The 21,751-nt window shown below is 59.9% G+C and carries 20 protein-coding genes; 8 read left to right on the top strand and 12 right to left on the bottom strand.

The genetic code is table 11. The features are described from left to right. Positions 1 to 21 precede the first annotated feature (21 nt). The 3 genes from ACI5GA_RS16990 to ACI5GA_RS16980 all read right to left on the bottom strand — a co-directional run bounded on the left by ACI5GA_RS16990 (position 22) and on the right by ACI5GA_RS16980 (position 1,805). Complete coding sequence (locus ACI5GA_RS16990; protein WP_421423498.1) at positions 22 to 327, bottom strand: HigA family addiction module antitoxin; 306 nt, start codon at positions 325 to 327, stop codon at positions 22 to 24. A gap of 7 nt (positions 328 to 334) precedes the next feature. Continuing rightward, entirely contained in the window at positions 335 to 613 is a 279-nt protein-coding gene (locus ACI5GA_RS16985; protein ID WP_421423497.1) for a type II toxin-antitoxin system RelE/ParE family toxin, read from the bottom strand. A gap of 121 nt (positions 614 to 734) precedes the next feature. Further along, positions 735 to 1,805, bottom strand: a complete 1,071-nt coding sequence (locus ACI5GA_RS16980) for a heparin lyase I family protein (protein WP_404635434.1) — start codon at positions 1,803 to 1,805, stop codon at positions 735 to 737. A 191-nt stretch (positions 1,806 to 1,996) separates the two neighbouring features. On the opposite strand from ACI5GA_RS16980, the gene ACI5GA_RS16975 reads away from it, so the two are divergent. The 3 genes from ACI5GA_RS16975 to ACI5GA_RS16965 all read left to right on the top strand — a co-directional run bounded on the left by ACI5GA_RS16975 (position 1,997) and on the right by ACI5GA_RS16965 (position 4,125). Then, positions 1,997 to 3,490 carry a YifB family Mg chelatase-like AAA ATPase gene (locus ACI5GA_RS16975; protein ID WP_421423495.1) on the top strand — a complete coding sequence of 498 codons (1,494 nt, stop codon included), beginning with the start codon at positions 1,997 to 1,999 and terminating at the stop codon, positions 3,488 to 3,490. Between the two features lie 61 nt (positions 3,491 to 3,551). Beyond that, on the top strand, positions 3,552 to 3,851 hold the full coding sequence (locus tag ACI5GA_RS16970; protein WP_404635438.1) for a type II toxin-antitoxin system RelB/DinJ family antitoxin: 300 nt from the start codon (positions 3,552 to 3,554) through the stop codon (positions 3,849 to 3,851). Then, a complete protein-coding gene (locus ACI5GA_RS16965; protein WP_404635440.1) occupies positions 3,838 to 4,125 on the top strand; it encodes a type II toxin-antitoxin system RelE/ParE family toxin in 288 nt (95 codons plus the stop codon). Before ACI5GA_RS16970 ends, ACI5GA_RS16965 begins: the two co-directional genes overlap by 14 nt. A gap of 15 nt (positions 4,126 to 4,140) precedes the next feature. Here the strand turns inward: ACI5GA_RS16965 and ACI5GA_RS16960 are convergent, their stop codons facing one another. Next, positions 4,141 to 6,114 (bottom strand): methyl-accepting chemotaxis protein, encoded by a 1,974-nt coding sequence (locus ACI5GA_RS16960; RefSeq protein WP_404635442.1) that lies wholly within the window; start codon positions 6,112 to 6,114, stop codon positions 4,141 to 4,143. A gap of 347 nt (positions 6,115 to 6,461) precedes the next feature. Then, the gene (locus tag ACI5GA_RS16955) at positions 6,462 to 7,382 is read right to left on the bottom strand and encodes a LysR substrate-binding domain-containing protein (RefSeq protein WP_404635444.1); all 921 of its coding nucleotides are present in this window, start codon (positions 7,380 to 7,382) and stop codon (positions 6,462 to 6,464) included. A gap of 165 nt (positions 7,383 to 7,547) precedes the next feature. On the opposite strand from ACI5GA_RS16955, the gene ACI5GA_RS16950 reads away from it, so the two are divergent. Further along, entirely contained in the window at positions 7,548 to 8,930 is a 1,383-nt protein-coding gene (locus ACI5GA_RS16950) for a NorM family multidrug efflux MATE transporter (RefSeq protein WP_404635446.1), read from the top strand. A gap of 209 nt (positions 8,931 to 9,139) precedes the next feature. Here the strand turns inward: ACI5GA_RS16950 and ACI5GA_RS16945 are convergent, their stop codons facing one another. Continuing rightward, complete coding sequence (locus tag ACI5GA_RS16945; protein WP_404635448.1) at positions 9,140 to 10,810, bottom strand: putative bifunctional diguanylate cyclase/phosphodiesterase; 1,671 nt, start codon at positions 10,808 to 10,810, stop codon at positions 9,140 to 9,142. Positions 10,811 to 11,013: 203 nt separating this feature from the next. Between ACI5GA_RS16945 and rep the strand changes: the two genes are divergently transcribed. From rep to ACI5GA_RS16925, 4 genes are read left to right on the top strand one after another with little or no spacing between them, the layout of a single operon-like run. Continuing rightward, positions 11,014 to 13,023 (top strand): DNA helicase Rep, encoded by a 2,010-nt coding sequence (gene rep, locus ACI5GA_RS16940; RefSeq protein WP_404635450.1) that lies wholly within the window; start codon positions 11,014 to 11,016, stop codon positions 13,021 to 13,023. A 54-nt stretch (positions 13,024 to 13,077) separates the two neighbouring features. Continuing rightward, entirely contained in the window at positions 13,078 to 13,647 is a 570-nt protein-coding gene (locus tag ACI5GA_RS16935) for a xanthine phosphoribosyltransferase (protein ID WP_404635452.1), read from the top strand. 39 nt (positions 13,648 to 13,686) lie between these two features. Continuing rightward, positions 13,687 to 14,571 carry an MBL fold metallo-hydrolase gene (locus ACI5GA_RS16930; protein ID WP_421423494.1) on the top strand — a complete coding sequence of 295 codons (885 nt, stop codon included), beginning with the start codon at positions 13,687 to 13,689 and terminating at the stop codon, positions 14,569 to 14,571. Beyond that, entirely contained in the window at positions 14,568 to 15,383 is an 816-nt protein-coding gene (locus tag ACI5GA_RS16925) for a sulfite exporter TauE/SafE family protein (protein WP_421423493.1), read from the top strand. Before ACI5GA_RS16930 ends, ACI5GA_RS16925 begins: the two co-directional genes overlap by 4 nt. Positions 15,384 to 15,512: 129 nt before the next feature. On the opposite strand, the gene ACI5GA_RS16920 is transcribed toward ACI5GA_RS16925, so the two are convergent. The 6 genes from ACI5GA_RS16920 to dadA all read right to left on the bottom strand — a co-directional run bounded on the left by ACI5GA_RS16920 (position 15,513) and on the right by dadA (position 21,639). Further along, a complete protein-coding gene (locus tag ACI5GA_RS16920) occupies positions 15,513 to 17,435 on the bottom strand; it encodes an acetyl-CoA hydrolase/transferase C-terminal domain-containing protein (RefSeq protein WP_421423492.1) in 1,923 nt (640 codons plus the stop codon). Between the two features lie 171 nt (positions 17,436 to 17,606). Then, positions 17,607 to 18,032, bottom strand: a complete 426-nt coding sequence (locus tag ACI5GA_RS16915; protein ID WP_421423491.1) for a c-type cytochrome — start codon at positions 18,030 to 18,032, stop codon at positions 17,607 to 17,609. A 162-nt stretch (positions 18,033 to 18,194) separates the two neighbouring features. Then, on the bottom strand, positions 18,195 to 18,743 hold the full coding sequence (locus ACI5GA_RS16910; protein ID WP_108236183.1) for a cupin domain-containing protein: 549 nt from the start codon (positions 18,741 to 18,743) through the stop codon (positions 18,195 to 18,197). A 149-nt stretch (positions 18,744 to 18,892) separates the two neighbouring features. After that, the gene (gene alr / locus ACI5GA_RS16905) at positions 18,893 to 19,966 is read right to left on the bottom strand and encodes an alanine racemase (RefSeq protein ID WP_404635464.1); all 1,074 of its coding nucleotides are present in this window, start codon (positions 19,964 to 19,966) and stop codon (positions 18,893 to 18,895) included. A gap of 46 nt (positions 19,967 to 20,012) precedes the next feature. Continuing rightward, positions 20,013 to 20,366, bottom strand: coding sequence for a RidA family protein (locus ACI5GA_RS16900; RefSeq protein ID WP_404635466.1), 354 nt, complete (start codon positions 20,364 to 20,366; stop codon positions 20,013 to 20,015). Next, positions 20,338 to 21,639: a D-amino acid dehydrogenase gene (gene dadA, locus ACI5GA_RS16895; RefSeq protein ID WP_404635468.1), complete on the bottom strand. Its 1,302-nt coding sequence runs from the start codon at positions 21,637 to 21,639 to the stop codon at positions 20,338 to 20,340. The genes ACI5GA_RS16900 and dadA overlap by 29 nt, the downstream gene beginning before the upstream one ends. Positions 21,640 to 21,751: the final 112 nt, after the last annotated feature.

Here is a 21,751-nt window from a genome sequence, read left to right as displayed (position 1 = left end):
GGCCGGGCATGCTGGTTGTGCTCATGCGCAGTGCGTGATGGGTTGAACTTGTGCCCTGATCGCAGAGCCTCGCTCCATTTCAGCCTTGCGCAAGTCGTGGATGAGCTGCAGGTTCATCCAAAACTCTGGAGTCGTTTCCAGGCACGCCGCCAAACGTAGCGCCACATCGGCGCTCACACCTCGCCTTTGCAACACGATGTCATTGACAGTGGGTGTGGAAACATTGAGCGCCCGCGCCAATGCTGCCGAGGTCAGGCCCAGCGGCTCCAGATATTCCTCTTTGAGCACCTCGCCGGGGTGGACCGGACGCATTCCATTTCTGTTCATGGCTACCTCAGTGGTAATCAACGATTTCGACTTCTTCCGGCCCATTCGCGCCCCACACGAAGCAAATACGCCATTGCGCGTTGATGCGTATGCTGTGCTGTCCTTTGCGATCACCACCGAGCGCCTCTAGCCGGTTCCCGGATGGTGACTTGAGATCTACCAACGATGTGGCAGCATCAAACATGGTCAATTTGCGTTCGGCCATCGAGAGAATTGAGGACCACACACGGGTTTTGCCATGCCGAAAAAGCGATTCTGTGTCCGTACATTTAAAACCTGCAATCATTGCTAACGCTTAACGTTACTCGTTAAGAATCTATGCTAGATCGCCTTTCTCACCAGAGCAATGCGGAAATCCGTTGTGAAACGTATACAGACGATCCACATCGTCTCGGTGAAATGATCGATCATGACCCTTTCGCCACACTGAACCCCGAAAACAGGCTCGTCGCCGGGCTGTGGTCGCCTTCGTTTCGGTACTGGCCGAACTTGGCGTAAGAGTCGCTGCTGTGGGTATCGAACATGGTCGAGATGCCTTTTTTGTCGAAGACGTTCTCGCCGTTCTTGGTCACCGAGATTTCGCCATCGCCGATACCGCGTTTGAAATCGATCTGAAAATCCGCCCACTTTCCAACATCTTTGGCGGCATCGCCAGGCTTGCCAATGTTGAACACTTTCGAAGGCGCGTTGCTGTCTTCACTGGTTTTCAGGTGCAACTGATACTGACCATCCTTGGTCGCCAGCCAAGCGCGAGGGCTGGGCTTGGCGTTGTTGTGGTCCAGCACCTGGAAGAACGTGCCGTCATTGTTGGCCTCGCGCTTCATGCCGAATTTGAAACTGTAGGGCTCGCCTTCCTGCAGCTTGGTGCCGTCCTTGATCTCGGCGCGGGGGCTGGTGGAGTGTTCGGTGTAATGACCTTTGTTGAAGTCGACCTTGATTACATCACCACGCTCAGGGTCTTTGGCCATGCCGATCTTGTCTTCCGGGGATTTCTGCACGCTCAGTTGATTACCCAATGAGTGCTCGGAAAACTGGCCATTCGCGGGACTGCTGCCGCCCTTGCCCGCTTGAGGCGTGCCTTGAGTCGAGGCGTGATTGTCCACGGGGTTGTGTCCAGAGTTTCCACCCACCTTGCCACCGCCAGTGACTGCGTTGTTGGACGGGGTGTTCACCGATCCCGAGTTGCCCTGCATCAAGGCCTGCAAGCGTTGCAGCAGGTCTTGAATCAAGGTCATCAGTTGGGTCAACGGATCCGCCTGCCCTCCATTTGCTGAAAAATTGCTCTGCGGCTGTTGGAGCGCGTTGTTCGCCCCGCCAAAGTTGACCTGCGCGTTCTGCGGCTGCGACATGAAAGAAACGGGCGTATTGCCGCTTCTGGCAGATATCCCTTGCTCCTGTTGCGATCTGGAGTCTGGAAAATGCTGCGTGCTCGACACGTCGAGCGGCGTGGTACGAATCAGCGAGTTGATCGGTGTCATGGTCTGGTCCTGGCGTTGAGAGTCAGAAGTTCGATGCCCGAGAAGGCACTTCAATGTGAGGACTGAGTGGCCGGATCGAGGCCGCAGTTCCCAGTTGGGACACATGCCGTAGAACTTGCGTGAGCGGCCGGATCAATTCGCTGACTATCCTTCAGCCCGCCGCAGGAAGCGGTGCCGCCCCAAGGATCGACATGTCCCTCGCCATCGTTCTCAGCCGTGCCCAAGTGGGTGTCGAAGCTCCCGCCGTTACCGTCGAAACTCATCTGGCCAACGGATTACCAAGCCTGACGCTGGTCGGCTTACCCGAAGGCGCGGTGAAAGAAAGCAAGGACCGGGTGCGCAGTGCGATTCTGAATTGTCGGCTGGAGTTTCCGGCGCGGCGGATCACGTTGAATCTCGCTCCGGCGGATCTGCCCAAGGATGGCGGGCGGTTTGATCTGGCGATTGCATTGGGGCTGCTTGCTGCGAGCGCGCAGGTTCCGACGCTGGCGCTGGACAATGTGGAATGCCTTGGCGAGCTGGCGTTATCCGGGGCAATTCGGCCGGTGCAGGGCGTCTTGCCCGCCGCACTGGCCGCTCGGGATGCCGGGCATACGTTGATCGTCCCCGCTGTAAACGCAGAGGAGGCATGCCTGGCGTCAGGCTTGAAGGTCATCGCGGTCGGTCATCTGCTGGAGTTGGTGTCGCACCTTAATGGCCATACGACGATTGCACCTTACAAATCCAACGGGCTGATCCTGCAACCGCTGCCTTACCCCGATTTGAGCGAAGTTCAGGGCCAGACTGCCGCCAAGCGTGCGCTGCTGGTCGCCGCAGCCGGGGCGCACAACCTGCTTTTCAGTGGGCCTCCAGGGACCGGCAAGACGTTACTTGCCAGCCGCCTGCCGGGGCTTCTTCCACCGCTGGATGAGCGCGAGGCGTTGGAGGTAGCGGCGATTCAATCGGTCGCCAGTCACGCACCATTGACCAGTTGGCCGCAGCGTCCATTCAGGCAACCTCATCACTCTGCGTCTGGTCCGGCATTGGTGGGTGGCGGCAGTCGTCCGCAGCCTGGCGAAATTACGCTGGCGCACCACGGTGTCCTTTTTCTGGATGAGCTACCCGAATTTGACCGGCGCGTATTGGAGGTTTTGAGAGAGCCGTTGGAATCAGGCCATATCGTTATCTCACGGGCGCGGGACCGTGTACGGTTTCCCGCCCGATTTCAGCTGGTCGCGGCCATGAATCCCTGCCCTTGCGGCTATTACGGAGAGCCAACCGGGCGCTGCCGTTGCTCGACCGACCAGATCCAGCGCTATCGCAACAAACTGTCCGGCCCGCTGCTGGACCGGATCGACCTGCACCTGACAGTCGCCCGCGAGACGACCTCACTGGCGGCCCCTGCACAGATCGGCGAAACCAGCGCGCAGGCTGCCCAGGTGGTGTCCGAGGCCCGCGAACGTCAGCAAAAACGACAAGGCTGCGCCAACGCCTTTCTCGACCTGCCAGCCCTGCGCCAACACTGCGTGTTACTGCCTGAAGATGAGGCCTGGCTCGAAACAGCGTGTGAGCGTTTGAACCTTTCGTTGCGCGCAGCCCATCGATTGCTGAAGGTGGCACGCACGTTGGCGGATTTGGAGCGAGCGAACGCGATATCAAGAGCGCACATTGCCGAAGCGTTGCAGTACCGGCCATCGTCGGGGTGAAAATGACTCATTGCCTGTATCTCATATGAGATACATAGTGAGCCTTTTAGAGGGATACATCATGGCCACTCAGACATCGATGCTGCACGTAAGAATTGACGACGAACTCAAGACTCAAGCCGCCGAAACGCTCGCAAAATTCGGACTCACGGTATCTGATGCTGTGCGAATCTTGCTGACGCGTGTCGCCAGAGAAGGCGCTCTGCCTCCCGGCTTCACCTGCGATGCAGAGGCTTACGACAAGTGGTTCAGGGCCAAAGTGCGCGAGGCCATGGAGGACACAAGCCCGACCGAATCTCACGAAAGCGTGATGGCCGAGGCGACCAATCTACTCAAAAGGAAGCACGGTGCTGACAGTTGAATGGAGCAAATACGCCAAGGCAGACCTGCTGGCGATTCTGGCTTACATCTCAGATCACGACTCGGCGGCTGCCTGGCGATTGAAAGACGAAATTGATCTGCGAATCGGGCATCTGCCTCAACACCCAAGGCTTTATAAAACAGGTCGAGAGCCCGGGACGAGGGAAATGGTGGTCATGCCCAATTATCTGGTGATCTACGCCGAAAACGCCTGCTCGATCACCATCCTGCGAGTTCTGCACGCCGCTCAGCAATGGCCATCATCGGCAGAATGAGTGGCCAGCCGAGGTTTATCTAAACCGATCCACTTCCTTACGCAAATCCGCCGCCAGCGCGTTCAGCTCTTGCGCTGTCACCGCCAGGTTCGACACCACTTCACGTTGCTCGCTGTTGGCCAGCGCAATGCTTTGCAGGTTGGCACTGAGTAGCGTCGCAGTGTTGCTTTGCTCCTGAGTCGCCGTGGTAATCGAGGCGAACTGCTCGCCTGCCGAGCGGCTCTGTTCGTCGATCTGGGCCAATGCAGCCGCGACCTTGGCGTTGCGCGAGAGGCCTTCTTGCATCAGCGTGTTGCCCTGCTCCATGGTGCTGATGGCGTTGCCGGTTTCCTGCTGGATACTGGCAATCATGCCGGAAATCTCATCGGTGGCCTGACGGGTGCGCGAGGCGAGATTGCGCACTTCATCCGCAACCACAGCAAAACCACGGCCTTGTTCGCCCGCACGCGCAGCTTCGATGGCGGCATTGAGGGCCAGCAGGTTGGTCTGTTCGGCGATGGAAGTGATGACACTGACGATCCCGCCGATTTCCTGCGAGCGCTGACCAAGCGTGTCGATGACCGCAGCGGTGCTTCCCAGCGACCCGGCGATTTGCTCCAGCGACGCCGAGGCCTCTTCCATCGATGCACGACCAATGCGCGTCTGTTGGGCATTGCCCTGCGCCAAGCGTTCGGTATTGCCCATGTTGTCGGCGATGGTCAGCGCCGTGGCGCTGAATTCTTCGACGGCCCCGGCCATGCTGGTGATTTCGCCGGATTGCTGCTCCATGCCTTCATACGCGCCGCCGGACAAACCGGACAACGCCTGCGCCCGCCCGCTGACTTCCTGCGCCGCCGTACGAATGTGTGAAACCATGGTTTCCAGTGCTTGGCCCATCTTGTTGAAGCTACCGGCCAACTGGCCAATTTCGTCGTGACTGGCAATATTCAGACGCACGCTCAGGTCACCCGCACCCAGCGCCTCGGCCTGATTGACCAGATCGGACAATGGCTGCAATTTGCTGCGCAGCAGCCAGATGGCCGAACCCACAGCGATCAGCATCGCCAACAGGCTGCCGATCGCTAACTGAGTGCCAACGCTCCAGGTCACCGCACTGATCTCATCTTTTGGCATCACCGCCAGAATCGACCACGGGCCGCCGTTGAACGGCTCGGCCACGGTGTAGAAATCATTGCCGGCGTCTTGCCAGAAACGGCCCACGCCCGGGGTTTTGACGAAGTCAGCCAGTCCCTTTGCTGCCTGATCAAGATCCTTCACCCCGGCAGGCGGCACCAGCCATTTGTTCTGCTCGTCGAGCAAGGCCAGCGAGCCCGTCGAGCCGATACGGAAACTCTTGAGGTTATCGAACTGCGCCTTTTGCGCGTCGGTGTAATCGAAGCCCACGAACAATACGGCGATGACCTTGCCACTGCTGTCGCGCACTGGGGAGTACTGGGTCATGTACAGGCGATCGAACAGCAGCGCGCGGCCCACGTAGCCCTGCCCGGCCAGCAGCTTTTCGTAGGCCGGATGTTTGTGATCCAGCACCGTACCGATGGCGCGGGAGCCGTCTTGCTTGCTCAGCGAGGTGCTGATCCGGATGAAATCGTCACCACTTCGCACGAACACGGTCGCCACGCCTGCGGTCATTTTCTTGAAGTCGTCGACTTCGGCGAAATCGTTGTTCAGTGGGTTGCCATTGAGCAACAAAGCCGGGGTCTGTACGCCCGCGACAGCGATCTGTTGGTCGGCTTGAACCGTCAGGCCACTGAAGCGTTTTTCGAACAGGCCGCTCAAGCGTTGAGTGCTGTCACGCAGGGTGCTGTGGAAGGTATTCAACTGATCAGCCAGCAACCGCGCTTCGCTGCCCATGTGCTCTTCGCGGATAGCCAAGTTCGCCGAATCCAGCGAGCGCAGGGCAAACAGCGTGCTGCCGCTGATGACGACGGCCAGAATGACAGCCAGGGCAATGCCGAGCTGCGAGGCAATACGGGCACGGGGTTGAGGCATGGAGACTCCTTGCCGAACGACCGGATCGTCCTGATCTCAGGCAAACCATTCGGACTGTTTCTAATAGAGGGTATTGATGGGCCGATAGAGAAGGATCGGCTCTGCAATGAGGAATCGGCTGACAGCCTGAATACTTGAGTCCTACGCCGGGTTTTAGGACAGATGGCTTCTGGCCGAAGGCCGAAGGAGCGTGGCTTGCCCGCGATCTTCTGCGAAGCGGCAGTAAAATCTGCTACCTCGTCACTTCAGACATACCGCATTCAACTGGGTTGCCGCCGCTTCGCGCCAGATCGCGAACAAGTTGCGCTCCTACGGCCTTCGGCCAGAATCAAGAGCACGTTTGCGCCTTATTCCAAAATGGTCACCTCAGGCAACTCCATCGCCTGCACTTCACTCTGCAAAAAATCGCTCAATCGGCGCAGTCGCTCACCACCGGGCCGGGTCTTGGGCCAGACCAGATAGTAGTTCTCGCCACTGACCACCGCCGTTCGCCAGGGCAGGCTCAAGCGACCTTGCAGCACATCCTCAGCCACCATCAACAGGTCGCCCATGGACACGCCATACCCCCGCGCCGCCGCGATCATGCCCAGCTCCAGCGTGTCAAACACCTGGCCACCCTTTAGCGACACCTGATCCGACAAGCCCATGCGCTCCAACCAACTGCGCCAGTCACGACGATCGGGGGTGGGGTGCAGCAGTTCAGTACTCGCCAGCCGTTCGGCGTCCCAAGGCGCATCGTCGAGCAAGCTGGGTGAGCCGACCGGAATCAGCAGTTCGGGAAACAGGTAAGTCGCCTCCCAGTCCGGCGGAAAATGGCCACGACTGAGCAACACAGCACAATCGAACGGCTCCTGAGTGAAGTCCACATGGTCGACGTCCATCCACGCGCTGGTCAGTTGCACCTCGTTGCCGACTTGCAAATGGCGAAACCGGCTGAGTCGTGCCAACAGCCAGCGCATGGTCAGGGTCGACGGGGCTTTCATGCGCAGGATGCCCTCTTCGGCCATCAGTGCGCTGCACGCCCGCTCCAGCGCAGAGAACCCTTCGCGCACACCCGGCAACAGCTCTCGCGCCGCTTCGGTCAGTTGCAGGTTGCGACCATTGCGGCGAAACAGCCGACAGGCGAAGTGCTGCTCCAACGTGTGGATGTGCCGACTGACGGCACTTTGAGTGATCGACAGCTCTTCAGCCGCGCGGGTGAACGAGCTGTGTCGCGCAGCGGCTTCAAATGCACGCAGCGCATACAAGGGCGGAAGACTACGAGGCATCTGGCGCTTTCCTCTTTGCCTGATGGCGATGCAAAGCACTCTACTGCAAAACACTCAGGATGAGTTTTACTCATGCAACTGATCGTATTTATCCCTTTGTGCATCGCGGGGCGAATCACCACAATGGGCAGCTCACCAATGCCTCTCCCTCCCGAGCGTCCAACCATGCAACAGCACGCCTTCAAAGAACTGTGGATCATCCTGCGCCTGGCCGGGCCGCTGATCGCTTCCCAGATGGCGCATATGCTGATGGTCTTCACCGACACCGTGATGATGGGCAAGCTCGGCCCTGAATCCCTGGCGGGCGGTGGGTTGGGCGCGGCCAGCTACAACTTCGTGTCCTTCTTTTGCGTCGGCGTGATGGCTGCCGTCGGTACACTGGTGGCCATTCGCAAAGGCGCTAACGATGACGCGGGCGCCACCCGTCTGACTCAGGCAGGGCTGTGGCTGGCGTGGGGCATGGCGCTGATCGCCGCACTTATCCTCTGGAACCTCGCACCGATTCTGGCTCACTTCGGTCAGGACGAAGCCAACGTGCACATGGCCAGTCAGTTTCTAATCACCTTGCCGCTGGCGCTGCCGGGACTGCTGAGCTTTATGGCGCTGCGGGGCTTCACCAGTGCGCTGGGCCGGGCCACCCCTGTCATGGTCATCAGCCTGGTGGGCGTTGTGGCCAACTTCGGACTCAATTACGCCTTCATCCACGGGTTGTTCGGCTTGCCGCATTGGGGGCTGATGGGGATCGGGTTGGTCACGGCGATTGTCACCAACAGCATGGCGCTGGCCCTGTGGCTGCACATTCGCTACCACCACGCGTACGCGGCGTACCCGATTCACAAAGACCTGATGAACCTGTCGCGGACCTGCCTCAAAGAGCTGTGGCGTCTGGGCCTGCCGATTGGCGGCACTTATGCGGTGGAGGTCGGCCTGTTCACCTTCGCCGCGTTTTGCATGGGCGCAATGGGCAGCACGCAAATGGCGGCGCACCAGATCGCCCTGCAATCGGTGTCGATGGCCTTCATGATTCCCGTCGGGATTTCCTACGCCGTGACCATGCGCATCGGCCTGCATTACGGCGCAGGCAATCTGCTGCTGGCGCGTACGGCGGGCCGCATGGGCATCGCGTTCGGCGGCCTGTTGATGCTGACGTTTGGCATCCTGTTCTGGGTCGCGCCCCATGCGGTGATCGGCTTGTTCGTGGATCTGAACGACCCGAAGTATCAGGACGTGGTCGAGTTGGCCGTGAAACTGCTGGCAATTGCCGCGTGGTTCGAAATCCTCGACGGCACGCAGACGATTGCGATGGGGGCAATTCGGGGATTCAAGGACGCCAAAACCACCTTTCTCATTGGCCTGATCAGCTATTGGCTGGTGGGCGCGCCGTTGGCGTGGGGCTTTGGCTTTGTAGGCCACTACGGCGCTGAGGGGGTCTGGTGGGGCCTGGCGTTGGGGCTGCTGTGCTCGGCCGTGGCGCTGACCTGGGCGTTTGAGCGCAAAACCACGAAGCTGCTGCGCAAAGAGGCAACGGGCGTTGTGGTGATGGGCTGATTCTATGTGGTCTGATCAACCGCATTCGTCACCCAGCTGGCTCCCACAGTTTCAGCGCTGAATACTAGATTTGGATGCGGCGCGATATTTGTGGGAGCCGGCTTGCTGGCGAAAGCGGAGTGTCAGCTGACTCATCAATGTCTGGCCTGACGCATTCGCCAGCAAGCCGCCTCCCACAGATTCAGCGTTAGCCGGACATATTCACTTATTCACAACCCCCGCATCACCCGCCCATCCCGCTCCCCAAACATCAGGTAATCCAGCAACTCCGGCAACGGCAGCGGATGACTGATCAGATACCCCTGCGCCTGATCGCAATCGAAACTGCGCAACAACGCCAGTTGTGCCGGGGTTTCGACGCCTTCGGCCACCACTTCAAGGCTCAGGTTATGCGCCAGGTTGATCATGGCGTGGACCAGTTTGCGGTTCTCTTCACGCTGCTCCATTTCGCCGACAAAGCTCTTGTCGATCTTGAGCAAGGTGATCGGCAGGCTGTTCAAGTGCACGAATGACGAGAAGCCGGTGCCGAAATCATCCAGCGAGAAGCGCACGCCCAAGCGGCCCAGAGCGTCCATGGTCTGTTTGACCAGGTCGCTGCGGCGCATGACTGCGGTTTCGGTGAGTTCGAATTCCAGCCACTGCGCATCGATGCCGCGATCAGCAATCAAACGGCTCAGCGTGGGCAGCAGTTGGTTGTCCTGAAACTGGCGAAACGACAGGTTGATCGCCATGTGCAGCGGTGGCAGGCCTTTTTCGCGCAGGGTTTGCATGTCACGCAACGCACGAGAAATCACCCAGTAGCCCAGCGGCACGATCAAGCCGCTTTGCTCGGCCAACGGCACGAACTCACTCGGTGGCAACAGGCCCCGCTCGGAGTGGCGCCACCGCACCAAGGCTTCCAGCCCCAGAATCTTGCCGGTATTCAGGCACAGACGTGGCTGGTAATGCAGCTCCAGCTCATCGCGGCGCAACGCACGGCGCAGCTCGCTTTCCAAATCGGCGAGGCTGCGGGCATTGCGGTTGATGCGCTCGTTGAAAACGTGAAAGGTGCAGCCCTGCGTGCTTTTGGCCTGCTGCATGGCAATGTGCGCATGCCACATCAGCGGGTCGGCCCCAGCGTCGGCTCGGGCGTGGGCGATACCCAGACTGCAACCGATCAACAGGCTTTCACCGTCGATCCAGTAGGGCTCGGACAACGCCTCGGTAATGCGCTCGGCCATCCATTCGGCGCGCTCCGGGGCGCGGCGGGTGTCGATCAACAAGGCAAACTCATCGCTGCCCAGGCGCGCTAGCTGATCACACGCCTCAAGCTGACTCTTGAGCCGCGCGACCACCTGCAAAATCAAACGATCCCCGGCCTGATGCCCCAAGGCATCGTTGGCACGGCGGAAGTTGTCCAGGTCCAGATGCCCCAGCGCCAACCCGCGCCCGTCGAACTCGGCCAGTCGTGCCGCGAGCAGGGTCTGAAAGCCCTGGCGGTTGGCGATGCCGGTGAGCGGGTCCTGCTCGGCGAGCCGTTGCAGGGTGTTTTCCAATAAGCCGCGCTCACGCACGTGGCGCAAACAGCGGCGCAGGCTTTGCGGCGTCAGCGAATCACGCACCAGCCAGTCGGCCACACCAATCGGATCGGTATCCGGTTCGCTATCGAGCAGCAGGACCGTTGGCCAGTTGCATTGGCCAGCGAGGGGTTGCAGATGGGGCGGTGTGAACAAAATGAACGCATGAGCGGGGTCGGCAGGATCGCCAATAGCGTCCCAGCCCGACGCGCAGTCGAGAAATACGGCGCCGCCCAGTGGCGCCAGGCACTCGCGTAGTAACGCTGGCCATTCCGGCGTGTCCGCCAGAAGCAGCAAACGCAAGGGTTCGACAGGCGTAGACAAGCTAGCTCCCCACACAAACAAAAGTCTTCGGCGCCCACTCAATCGAATGGCGTCAAACGCGGTGATCCATCGCGTGATGCGCAAATGTAACAAAACGGCGAAATATAGATAGCGTGACGCATCACAGTGTCAGACGGTCGCTGCACAATCCCTGGACCCTGTTAAAATGCCCGCCCATTTTTCTGGTTACCCCCTTTTTCCCCATGTCCCGACTCAATCCCCGGCAACAAGAAGCCGTGAACTACGTCGGCGGCCCTCTTTTGGTGCTCGCCGGTGCTGGCTCCGGCAAGACCAGCGTGATCACGCGCAAGATTGCCCACCTGATTCAGAATTGCGGCATCCGCGCGCAGTACATCGTCGCCATGACCTTCACCAACAAGGCGGCGCGGGAAATGAAGGAACGAGTCGGCACCCTGCTGCGCAAAGGTGAAGGGCGCGGGCTGACGGTTTCCACGTTTCACAACCTGGGCCTGAACATCATCCGCAAGGAATATGCGCGCCTGGGTTACAAACCGGGTTTCTCGATCTTCGACGAGACCGACGTCAAGGCCTTGATGACCGACATCATGCAGAAGGAATACTCGGGCGACGACGGCGTCGACGAGATCAAGAACATGATCGACTCGTGGAAGAACGACCTGATCCTGCCTGCAGAAGCGTTGGCCAACTCGCGCAATCCCAAGGAGCAGACCGCCGCCATCGTCTACACCCACTACCAGCGCACGCTCAAGGCGTACAACGCGGTGGACTTCAACGACCTGATCCTGCTGCCGGTGAAACTGTTCGAAGAGCACGCCGACATCCTCGAAAAGTGGCAGAACAAGGTGCGCTACCTGCTGGTAGACGAATACCAGGACACCAACGCCAGCCAGTACCTGCTGGTGAAAATGCTCATCGGCACCCGCTGCCAGTTCACCGTGGTCGGCGACGACGACCAGTCGATCTACGCCTGGCGCGGCGCGCGGCCTGAAAACCTGATGCTGCTCAAGGAAGACTACCCGTCGCTGAAAGTGGTGATGCTGGAGCAAAACTACCGCTCGACGAGCCGCATCCTGCGCTGCGCCAACGTGCTGATCTCCAACAACCCTCACGAATTCGAGAAGCAGTTGTGGTCCGAAATGGGCCACGGCGACGAAATTCGGGTGATTCGCTGCAAGAACGAAGACGCCGAAGCCGAGCGCGTGGCGGTCGAGATTCTCAGCCTGCATTTGCGCACCGACCGGCCCTACAGCGATTTCGCGATCCTCTATCGCGGTAACTACCAGGCCAAGCTGATCGAGCTGAAACTTCAGCACCACCAAATCCCGTATCGTCTGTCGGGCGGCAACAGCTTTTTCGGGCGTCAGGAAGTGAAAGACCTGATGGCCTACTTCCGCCTACTGGTGAACCCGGACGACGACAACGCCTTCCTGCGCGTGATCAACGTGCCGCGCCGGGAAATCGGCTCGACCACGCTGGAGAAACTCGGTAACTACGCCACCGAACGCGGCGTCTCGATGTACGCCGCCACCGACGAACTGGGACTGGGCGAACATCTGGACAGCCGTTTCACCGACCGTCTCAAGCGCTTCAAGCACTGGATGGACGGCGTGCGCCAGCAATGCGCGCTCAACGACCCGATTGCCGCCTTGCGCAGCATGGTCATGGACATCGACTACGAGAACTGGATTCGTCAGAACAGCTCCAGCGACAAGGCCGCCGATTACCGCATGGGCAACGTGTGGTTTTTGATCGAAGCGCTGAAGAACACGCTGGAGAAAGACGAAGAAGGCGGCATGACCATCGAGGAGGCCATCGGCAAGCTGGTCCTGCGTGACATGCTCGAACGTCAGCAGGAAGAGGAAGACGGCGCCGAAGGTGTGCAGATGATGACGCTACACGCCTCCAAGGGTCTGGAATTTCCCTACGTGTTCATCATGGGCATGGAGGAGGAAATCCTCCCGCACCGCTCCAGTATCGAAGCCGACACCATCGAGGAAGAGCGCCGACTGGCCTACGTGGGCATCACCCGCGCCCGCCAGACGCTGGCGTTCACCTTCGCCGCCAAGCGCAAGCAATACGGCGAAATCATCGACTGCCTGCCCAGCCGCTTCCTCGATGAACTGCCCCCGGACGACCTGGCGTGGGAAGGCAACGACGACACACCGACCGAAGTGAAGGCCGTGCGCGGAAACACCGCGCTGGCGGACATCCGGGCGATGCTCAAACGCTAAGCTCTGACACACAACCTTTATATTTGCGCGTTTTGCGCCCTGAGGAACACCAACGTGGAAGCACTGCACAAGAAAATTCGCGAGGAAGGCATCGTACTTTCCGACCAGGTATTGAAGGTCGACGCGTTTCTCAACCATCAGATCGATCCAGCTCTGATGCAGCAGATCGGTGACGAGTTCGCCACGTTGTTCGCAGACTCGGGCATCACCAAGATCGTCACCATCGAAGCCTCGGGCATAGCGCCTGCAGTGATGACCGGCCTGAAACTGGGTGTTCCGGTGATCTTCGCGCGCAAACACCAGTCGCTGACCCTGACGGAAAACCTGTTCTCGGCGACCGTTTACTCGTTCACCAAACAGACCGAGAGCACCATCGCCATCTCCACGCGCCACCTGACCAGCAGCGACCGCGTGCTGATCATCGACGACTTCCTGGCCAACGGTAAGGCGTCCCAGGCTCTGATCTCGATCATCAAGCAGGCAGGCGCAACCGTGGCCGGTCTGGGCATCGTCATCGAGAAGTCCTTCCAGGGCGGCCGCGCAGAGCTGGACGAGCAAGGCTATCGTGTAGAGTCGTTGGCACGGGTCAAATCGCTGGCCGGTGGTGTGGTTACATTCGTCTGACCCATCGACGCATACCCTGCAGGAGCGTGGAGACATCTTATGATCATCGGCGAAAAACTGAGCATCGAAGCGTTCTTCGACCCAAACACCTGGACCATCAGCTACCTGGTCGTGGACCGCTCGACCCTCAAGGCCGCACTGATCGACAGCGTGCTGGATTACGACCCGAAGTCCGGCCGCGCGAAGACCGAATCCGCTGACAAACTGATCGCCCGCGCCCGCGAACTGGGCGTTAGCGTGGAGTGGATTCTGGAAACCCACGTCCATGCCGATCACGTTTCCGCTGCGGCCTACCTCAAGGCGCAGCTCGGCGGCACGGTTGCCATTGGCAGCCATATCACCCGTGTGCAGAAGGTCTTCGGCACCCTGTTCAACGCCAAAGGCGAATTCGCCCGCGATGGCAGCCAGTTCGATCGGCTGCTGGAGGACGACGCGCATTTCCAGATCGGCTCCCTGCAGGCCCGCGCCATGCACACTCCCGGCCACACCCCGGCGTGCATGACCTACCTGATCGAAGTCGGTAACGAAACCGTAGCGTTCGTCGGCGACACGCTGTTCATGCCCGATTACGGCACGGCCCGTTGCGACTTCCCCGGCGCCGACGCGCGAATGCTCTACCGCTCGATTGGCCGGATTCTCAGCCTGCCGCCGCAAACCCGCCTGTTCATGTGCCACGACTACCTGCCCAACGGCCGCGAGCTGATGTACATGACCACCGTCGCAGAGCAACGCGCCAGCAATATCCACATCCGCGAAGGCATCGATGAGGACGCGTTCGTCGAAATGCGCGAGAAGCGTGACGCCACACTGGACATGCCGGTGCTGATCCTGCCCTCGGTGCAGATCAACATGCGCGGCGGGCACATGCCCGAACCCGAGGACAATGGGGTCAGCTATCTAAAGGTGCCAATTAACGCCCTATGACAGAACACGAACTGATCGGAGCCGGCCTCGGTACGATCATTGGCGCCGTACTTGCCCTGACCGGCGCAGGGGGCGGGATTCTTGCGGTGCCGTTGCTTGTCTTTGGCCTTGGCCTGTCAATGGTCGAAGCCGCGCCAGTCGGACTGCTGGCTGTAGGTCTGGCCGCGGCCGTCGGCGCACTGCTTGGTCTACGCCAGGGCATCGTGCGCTATCGCGCCGCGCTGTTCATCGCCGGAATCGGCGTCTGCTTCACCCCACTGGGCCTGTGGTTTGCGCATCAATTGCCCAATACGCCACTCGCTTTGGGGTTCTCGTTGGTGCTGTGCTACGCCTGCGCACGTATCTATCGCAAAGCCGCTCACGAACTGCATCACGGCAAACCGCCAGAACGGGCCGAGTTTTTACCGTGCGTGCTCAATCCACTGGAAGGCCGTCTGCGCTGGACCCTGCCCTGCGCACGTTCACTTGCGATAACCGGGGTGATGTCCGGGTTGCTGTCCGGATTGCTGGGGGTGGGTGGCGGTTTTGTGATCATCCCGGCACTGACCCGCTACACCGATCTGGACATGAAAAGCATCGTCGCGACGTCATTGGCTGTGATTGCGCTGGTGTCCATGAGCAGTGTGGTCAGCGCCAGCGTGAGCGGGGTAATGCACTGGGCCGTGGGCTTGCCGTTCGCGATAGGTGCGGTGGTGGGATTGATTGCCGGACGACAGGTGGCGCGGTTTCTCGCCGGGCCAAGGTTGCAGCAGGTGTTTGCGGTGACCGGGTTTGTGGCGGCGGGGCTGTTGGTCATCAAAACCCTGTCCTGACACCCCGCGCTCTGCTTCTGTGGGAGTAAGCTTGCTCACGAAAGCGGTATTTCAGCCGCTTCAGGTGTGATGATCTGGCCCCATCGTGAGCAAGCTCACTCCCACAGAGGGAACTGCGCTGTCCGAGTACTAACTCGTCGCCTGCAACCCCGCCAGCAATAGCCGCTGATACAGCTCCTCGCGCAACCCCTGCGGATCATCCAGCCCCATGCGCTTGAGGTGTTCAGGAAATGCGCCAGGCTCTGGCGCCTCCAGTGTCGCTTTACCCAACTCAAAAATCTCAGTGAGTTTGAATTTGCTCTTCAGCCAGTTCAGCGCCCGCAACAAATCGCGTTCTTCGGCACTGAAATCGCTGCCCAGAGGGTACTCAACGAACAGCGACGGAAACTGATCGCGAATTTCCTTCAGTCGCTGCGGCGTGTTCTGGCTGAACAACGGGTCGAGACGAAAGCTCTTCGGCAACTTGCCCGCCTTCTGCGCCTGGTCGATCAACCCCTGCTGAAAACGCGAATCGGTGACATTTAGCAGCGCTTCAATCACGCCTGCATCCGTCTTGCCTCGCAAATCGGCAATACCGTATTCAGTGATGACGATGTCGCGCAAATGCCGGGGAATCGTCGTATGCCCGTATTCCCACACGATGTTCGAACTGACCTCCCCGCCCGATTCACGCCAACTGCGCAGAATCAGAATCGAGCGCGCCCCTTCCAACGCATGGCCTTGGGCGACAAAGTTGTACTGCCCACCGACGCCACTGACCACCCGCCCGTCTTCCAGTTGGTCCGACACAGCGGCCCCCAGCAACGTGACGGTGAACGCGCTGTTAATAAATCGCGCATCACGTCGCTGTAGGCGTTTCAACGTCTCATCGCCATAAAGTTCGTTGATGTAGCTGATGGCCGTCATGTCGATTTGGGCTTTTTGCTCGGGAGAAAGCTCCCGAAGCCGCTGATAGAAGCTGCGCGGCCCCAGAAAGAACCCGCCATGAATCGAAACGCCATCGCCATGCAGAGACTCGTCCAAGGCTCCGGCATTGGCCAACGTCTGTCGCTCGACGTCGGGGTAAACCTTGCGCCGAATAATCCCCGCATCGAAGAGCACCAACAGGCCGTTGACCAGCATTTCACTGCACCCATACAGGCCGTCCGCGAAAGGCGTGACCCCGCCTTCGCCTTCGATCAACGGTTTCCAAGTGGAAATCCCATGCAGCTCGGCCAGACACGCGCGGTAGCTTTCGTTGTTGGCTTGGCGAGCGAGCAAGGCAGCGGTCAAGGCGTCTCCCATCGACCCGATACCAATTTGCAACGTGCCGCCATCACGCACCAACGTGCTGCCATATAGGCCGATAAAGTGATCTTGAGTGCTCACCGGCATGTTGGGTGTGGAGAACAGCGTGCTGCGCTCCTCGTGCTCGATCAACAGGTCGAATGTCTCGACGCTGACCTCGGCATCGCCCGGCATATAAGGCAGATCGGCATGCACATGGCCTAGCACCAGAACCGGCTCGCCTGCTGCGCGACGCTTTTCCAGCATAGGCAGCAAATCGAGGGTGATATCGGGGTTGCAGCTCAGGCTCAACGTGTCTGGACGATCAGTGTCATGGCCAACCAGCTGCGCTATGAGGTTCACACCACTGGCATTGATGTCCCGGGCTGCATGGCTGTAGTTGCTGCTGACGTAATCCTGCTGCGCCTGGACGCTGCCCAGCAGGCTGCCGGGCTGCATGAAGAACTGCTCGACATGCACGTTGAGAGGCAGGTTGCTTTTATGCAGATCCGTGAGGAAATCCAGTTCGGGATAATCGCCGAAAACACGCTCCAGAAACGGCTCAAGGAAACGCCCCTGCAAACCGTCGCCAGCTTTTGGACGCCCCAGACACAGCGCGGTGTAGATCGTCAGTTGTCGGTCAGGCAGGGATTTGATCCGGTTGTACAGCGCATTGGCGAAGCGATTGGGCTTGCCCAACCCCAATGGCATGCCCATGCGAATGTGGTTAGGTAGCTCGGCCAGTACATGATCGACAGCTTGCTCGATCGAGCAGGAATGCGGCATCCGGCCTCTCCTGGGTTGTTATTAGATGGAGGTTGGACCGGGGATGGTAACGAATTTCTCCACACGCTTTTGCTCTCGTAGAAGCGCGCTTGCCCGCGAACATATTTCAGTCGCATCGGTTTTGACTGGCACGACGCCTCGCGGGCAAGCGCGCTCCTACAGAAAAAGGTTCTATTGCAACCCCGACATCTTCTTGATCGCGCCAATCAACTCATCATCCGAACAATCGGCGCAGGTGCCTTTCGGGGGCATGGAGTTGATGCCGGTCTTGGCCTTGGCCAGCAGGCCTTCAAGGCCGCCCTGCTCCTTGGCCCGCTTGCCCCAGTCGGCGCTGTCGCCGATCTTCGGCGAACCCAGCAAGCCGGTGCCATGGCAGGCGTTGCAGTGTTTGCCGATCACGTCATCAGGGGATTTGGCGCCGCCCGCACCACCCGCCGTCGCGGCCACGTCCATACCGGGACATTCCTTACCCTGAACGCAGACTTGTCCGACGGGTTCGAGCCGTTTGGCCAGGTCGTCCTGGGTCGTGGCTTGCGCCGCAAATATCCACCAGGCAAGCAGTGCAACAACAGCCAGGATCTTATTAGTTATGTTCACGCTTTCACCCTCATGGTGGCTATCACGCTGCTGCGGTCACGGTCAGCCGCAGGTTGCGAAAGTATAGCGGGTGCCCCGTCGGGCGTCGGGCCACTGAGTGATGCGAAGTTGTTGGGGGGGGGGGCAATTCGCCCCACCCGCTGGACGCAGGTGAGGCGGCGATCAGAAGTTCGCTGGCGTAGCGGCACTGATCAGTCGTGCAGGCGCATCGAACGGATTGCGGAAGCGATGGGGCCGCGTGCTTTCGAAGTAGTAGCTGTCGCCGGCTTCGAGCACATAGGTGTCGATCCCGACCACCAGTTCCAGTCGGCCTTCGACCAGAATCCCGGTCTCTTCGCCTTCGTGAACCAGCATTTCCTCGCCCGTGTCTGCACCCGGCGGGTAGACCTCGGTCAGAAAGGCAATCGCACGACCCGGATGGGATTTGCCGACCAGCTTCATGGTGACAGCCCCGTCCGAAATATCGATCAGTTCGCTGGCCTTGTAGACCACCTGAGTCGGGTTTTCTGGCTCCAGTTCTTCGGAAAAGAACTCGACCATGGACATCGGAATGCCGCCCAGCACCTTGCGCAGCGAGCTGATCGAAGGGCTGACGCTGTTTTTCTCGATCATCGAAATGGTGCTGTTGGTCACACCCGCTCTTTTGGCGAGTTCACGTTGCGACAGACCTTTTAATTTGCGAATGGATTGCAGTCGTTCACCGACGTCCAATGCGGGGGTCCTCCTGGTAGTCAAGCACGGTCACGTGGTCGCCATGATGGCAACAGCGTTCAGTATTTACAACACTTGAGCAGACAAGGAAATCCGCGAGGAGACTGGCGGCCAGCGCGGGCCGCCGAGGGTTTTGCACAGACGGGCTGTCAGGCCCCGGAGTAGAGCCTTGGCACGCGCTTGAGGTTGCAGAAGATTTGATACGGAATAGTGCCCGCACTGGCGGCGACCTCACTGGCCAGCACGTTATTGCCCCAAAGCTCGACGCGACTCCCGACACCCGCCGTTGGCACGTTGGTCAGGTCGACGCACAGCATGTCCATCGATACGCGGCCCAACAACTGGCTGCGCTGGCCGTCGATCATGACGGGCGTGCCCGTTGGCGCCTGACGCGGATAACCGTCGGCGTAGCCCATGGCTACGACGCCGATGCGCATGGTGCGATCCGTGACGAACGCGCCGCCATAGCCCACCGGCTCACCGGCAGGCAATTCGCGCACGCAGATGACTTTGGATTCCAGGGTCATGACCGGTTGCAGGCGATCGGCCACCGACTGCGGCTGATCGAAAGGGGTTGCGCCATACAGCATGATGCCAGGGCGCACCCAGTCGCTCGGCACGTTCGGCCAGCCCATCACGCCCGGTGAGTTGCGCAGGCTGACTTCTGCCGCCAGCCCTTCGCGGGCGGCCTGAAATATCGCCACTTGTTCGTCGGTTCGTACGCTGCCCAGTTCGTCAGCGCGGGCGAAGTGAGTCATCAGCACGACTTTTGCGACTTTGCCGGTCGCCAGCAAACGCTGGTAAGCGGCCTGATAATCTGCCGGGTGAACCCCGACGCGATGCATGCCCGAGTCCATCTTCAGCCAGATGTTCAGAGGCTTGCCGACGCTGGTTCGCTCGATCGCTTCCAGTTGCCACAGCGAGTGCACCACGCACCAGAAATCGTGCTCGACGATCAGCGCCAGTTCATCGGCCTCGAAAAACCCTTCCAACAGCAGAATCGGCGCACGAATCCCGGCCTGACGCAGCTCCAGCGCCTCTTCGATGCACGCGACGGCAAAGCCGTCTGCTTCGGCTTCCAGCGCCTGTGCCACGCGGACCGCGCCGTGACCATAGGCATCGGCCTTGATCACGGCAAGAGCCTTGGCGCCAGTGGTTTCACGGGCCAGTTGGTAGTTGTGGCGCAAGGCCTGGAGATCAATGAGGGCGCGGGCTGGACGCATGGTGGGGCTTCTTATCAGAAAGTTTTGAACTGGGGGATGTAAGCAATTACGGCAGTGCAGCGATCACCGACATCTCGATCAGCACGTTCGGCGCGGCCATCTTCGCCTCAACGGTTGCACGCGCAGGTGCGACGCCTTTGGCCAGCCATGTGTCCCAGATGCCGTTCATGGTGGCGAAGTGCGAGCCGATGTCGTTCAGGTAAATCGTCACCGACAGCAGACGGCTTTTGTCGGTCCCGGCCAGATCCAGCAAACGCTCGATGTTGCCGAGCACCTCACGGGTCTGCTGTTCGATACCCGCTGTCAGGTCGTTACCCACTTGCCCGGCAAGGTAAACGGTGCCGTTGTGAACGACGATCTGACTCATGCGCTCATTGGTGAGCTGGCGCTGTACTGACATGCTTGGCGATCTCCTTGGAACTTCCATAACGGGAAATATCGAGGCCTTCGGCGCTGATCTGTGGTTTTTTGCGGGCAATCAGGTCTGCCAGCAAACGGCCGGAGCCGCAGGCCATAGTCCAGCCCAATGTCCCGTGGCCGGTATTGAGGAACAGGTTGCGATAAGGCGTGGCACCGACGATTGGCGTGCCATCGGGCGTAGTCGGGCGCAGGCCGGTCCAGAAACTGGCCTCGCTCAAATTGCCGCCCTGAGGATAGAGATCGTTGACGATCATCTCCAGCGTTTCGCGCCGACGCGGATTAAGCGACAGGTCAAAACCGGCGATTTCCGCCATGCCGCCCACGCGAATGCGGTTGTCGAAGCGGGTGATTGCGACCTTGTAGGTCTCGTCGAGAATGGTCGAGGTCGGTGCCATGTCCGGATTGGTGATCGGCACGGTCAGGGAGTAGCCCTTGAGCGGATAAACCGGGGCCTTGATGCCCAGCGGCTTGAGCAATTGCGGTGAGTAGCTGCCGAGCGCCAGCACATATCGATCCGCCGTTTCCAATTTGCCGCTGATGCGAACGCCATTGATGCGATCGCCCGCGAAATCAATCGACTCGATGGACTGGCCGAAACGGAATTCAACGCCTAACTTCACACACATCTCGGCCAGGCGGGTGGTGAACAGTTGGCAATCACCGGTTTGATCGTTCGGCAGACGCAGTGCGCCGCTGAGGATGTTGCTGACGCTGGCCAGTGCCGGTTCGACGCGGGCGATGCCTTCGCGGTCGAGCACTTCGTACGGCACACCGGCTTGTTCAAGCACGGCGATGTCCTTGGCGGCGTTATCCAATTGCTCCTGAGTGCGGAACAGTTGCGTGGTGCCCAGGCTGCGGCCTTCATAGGCGATACCGGTCTCGGCGCGCAGTTCGTCGAGGCAGTCGCGGCTGTATTCGGACAGGCGCACCATGCGCTCTTTGTTCACGGCGTAGCGACTTTGCGTGCAGTTGCGCAGCATTTGCGCCATCCACAGGTACTGATCGATGTCGCCGGTGGCCTTGATCGCCAGCGGCGCGTGACGTTGCAGTAGCCATTTGATGGCCTTGAGCGGCACACCCGGCGCGGCCCACGGCGATGCGTAGCCCGGTGAGACCTGGCCTGCGTTGGCGAAGCTGGTTTCCAAAGCGGCAGCAGGCTGACGGTCGACGACGGTCACCTCGAAACCCGCGCGGGCCAGGTAGTAAGCACTGGTGACACCGATTACGCCACTTCCAAGGACCAGGACGCGCATGTTGATTACCTCATCGCGGATATCCGCTGACGTTTTGAAGTTTTAAGCAAGGATGTGCGCAGTATAAGCAGCGCCAAGCAGTGCTTTTCACTATATAAACGCCTATATTCGG

This window comes from Pseudomonas sp. Pseu.R1, assembly GCF_045764065.1.
In the GTDB taxonomy this organism is placed as follows: domain Bacteria; phylum Pseudomonadota; class Gammaproteobacteria; order Pseudomonadales; family Pseudomonadaceae; genus Aquipseudomonas.
This window is presented reverse-complemented; position numbering and strand designations above follow the sequence as displayed.

Excerpts from the sequence above, each read along its gene's own strand:
- ACI5GA_RS16960 (WP_404635442.1), bottom strand. The coding sequence starts at position 6,114 with ATGCCTCAACCCCGTGCCCGTATTGCCTCGCAGCTCGGCATTGCCCTG.
- ACI5GA_RS16975 (WP_421423495.1), top strand. The coding sequence starts at position 1,997 with ATGTCCCTCGCCATCGTTCTCAGCCGTGCCCAAGTGGGTGTCGAAGCT.
- rep (WP_404635450.1), top strand. The coding sequence starts at position 11,014 with ATGTCCCGACTCAATCCCCGGCAACAAGAAGCCGTGAACTACGTCGGC.
- ACI5GA_RS16955 (WP_404635444.1), bottom strand. The coding sequence starts at position 7,382 with ATGCCTCGTAGTCTTCCGCCCTTGTATGCGCTGCGTGCATTTGAAGCC.
- ACI5GA_RS16920 (WP_421423492.1), bottom strand. The coding sequence starts at position 17,435 with ATGCCGCATTCCTGCTCGATCGAGCAAGCTGTCGATCATGTACTGGCC.
- ACI5GA_RS16950 (WP_404635446.1), top strand. The coding sequence starts at position 7,548 with ATGCAACAGCACGCCTTCAAAGAACTGTGGATCATCCTGCGCCTGGCC.
- ACI5GA_RS16985 (WP_421423497.1), bottom strand. The coding sequence starts at position 613 with ATGATTGCAGGTTTTAAATGTACGGACACAGAATCGCTTTTTCGGCAT.
- ACI5GA_RS16990 (WP_421423498.1), bottom strand. The coding sequence starts at position 327 with ATGAACAGAAATGGAATGCGTCCGGTCCACCCCGGCGAGGTGCTCAAA.
- ACI5GA_RS16925 (WP_421423493.1), top strand. The coding sequence starts at position 14,568 with ATGACAGAACACGAACTGATCGGAGCCGGCCTCGGTACGATCATTGGC.
- dadA (WP_404635468.1), bottom strand. The coding sequence starts at position 21,639 with ATGCGCGTCCTGGTCCTTGGAAGTGGCGTAATCGGTGTCACCAGTGCT.
- ACI5GA_RS16970 (WP_404635438.1), top strand. The coding sequence starts at position 3,552 with ATGGCCACTCAGACATCGATGCTGCACGTAAGAATTGACGACGAACTC.
- ACI5GA_RS16900 (WP_404635466.1), bottom strand. The coding sequence starts at position 20,366 with ATGTCAGTACAGCGCCAGCTCACCAATGAGCGCATGAGTCAGATCGTC.
- ACI5GA_RS16930 (WP_421423494.1), top strand. The coding sequence starts at position 13,687 with ATGATCATCGGCGAAAAACTGAGCATCGAAGCGTTCTTCGACCCAAAC.
- ACI5GA_RS16980 (WP_404635434.1), bottom strand. The coding sequence starts at position 1,805 with ATGACACCGATCAACTCGCTGATTCGTACCACGCCGCTCGACGTGTCG.
- alr (WP_404635464.1), bottom strand. The coding sequence starts at position 19,966 with ATGCGTCCAGCCCGCGCCCTCATTGATCTCCAGGCCTTGCGCCACAAC.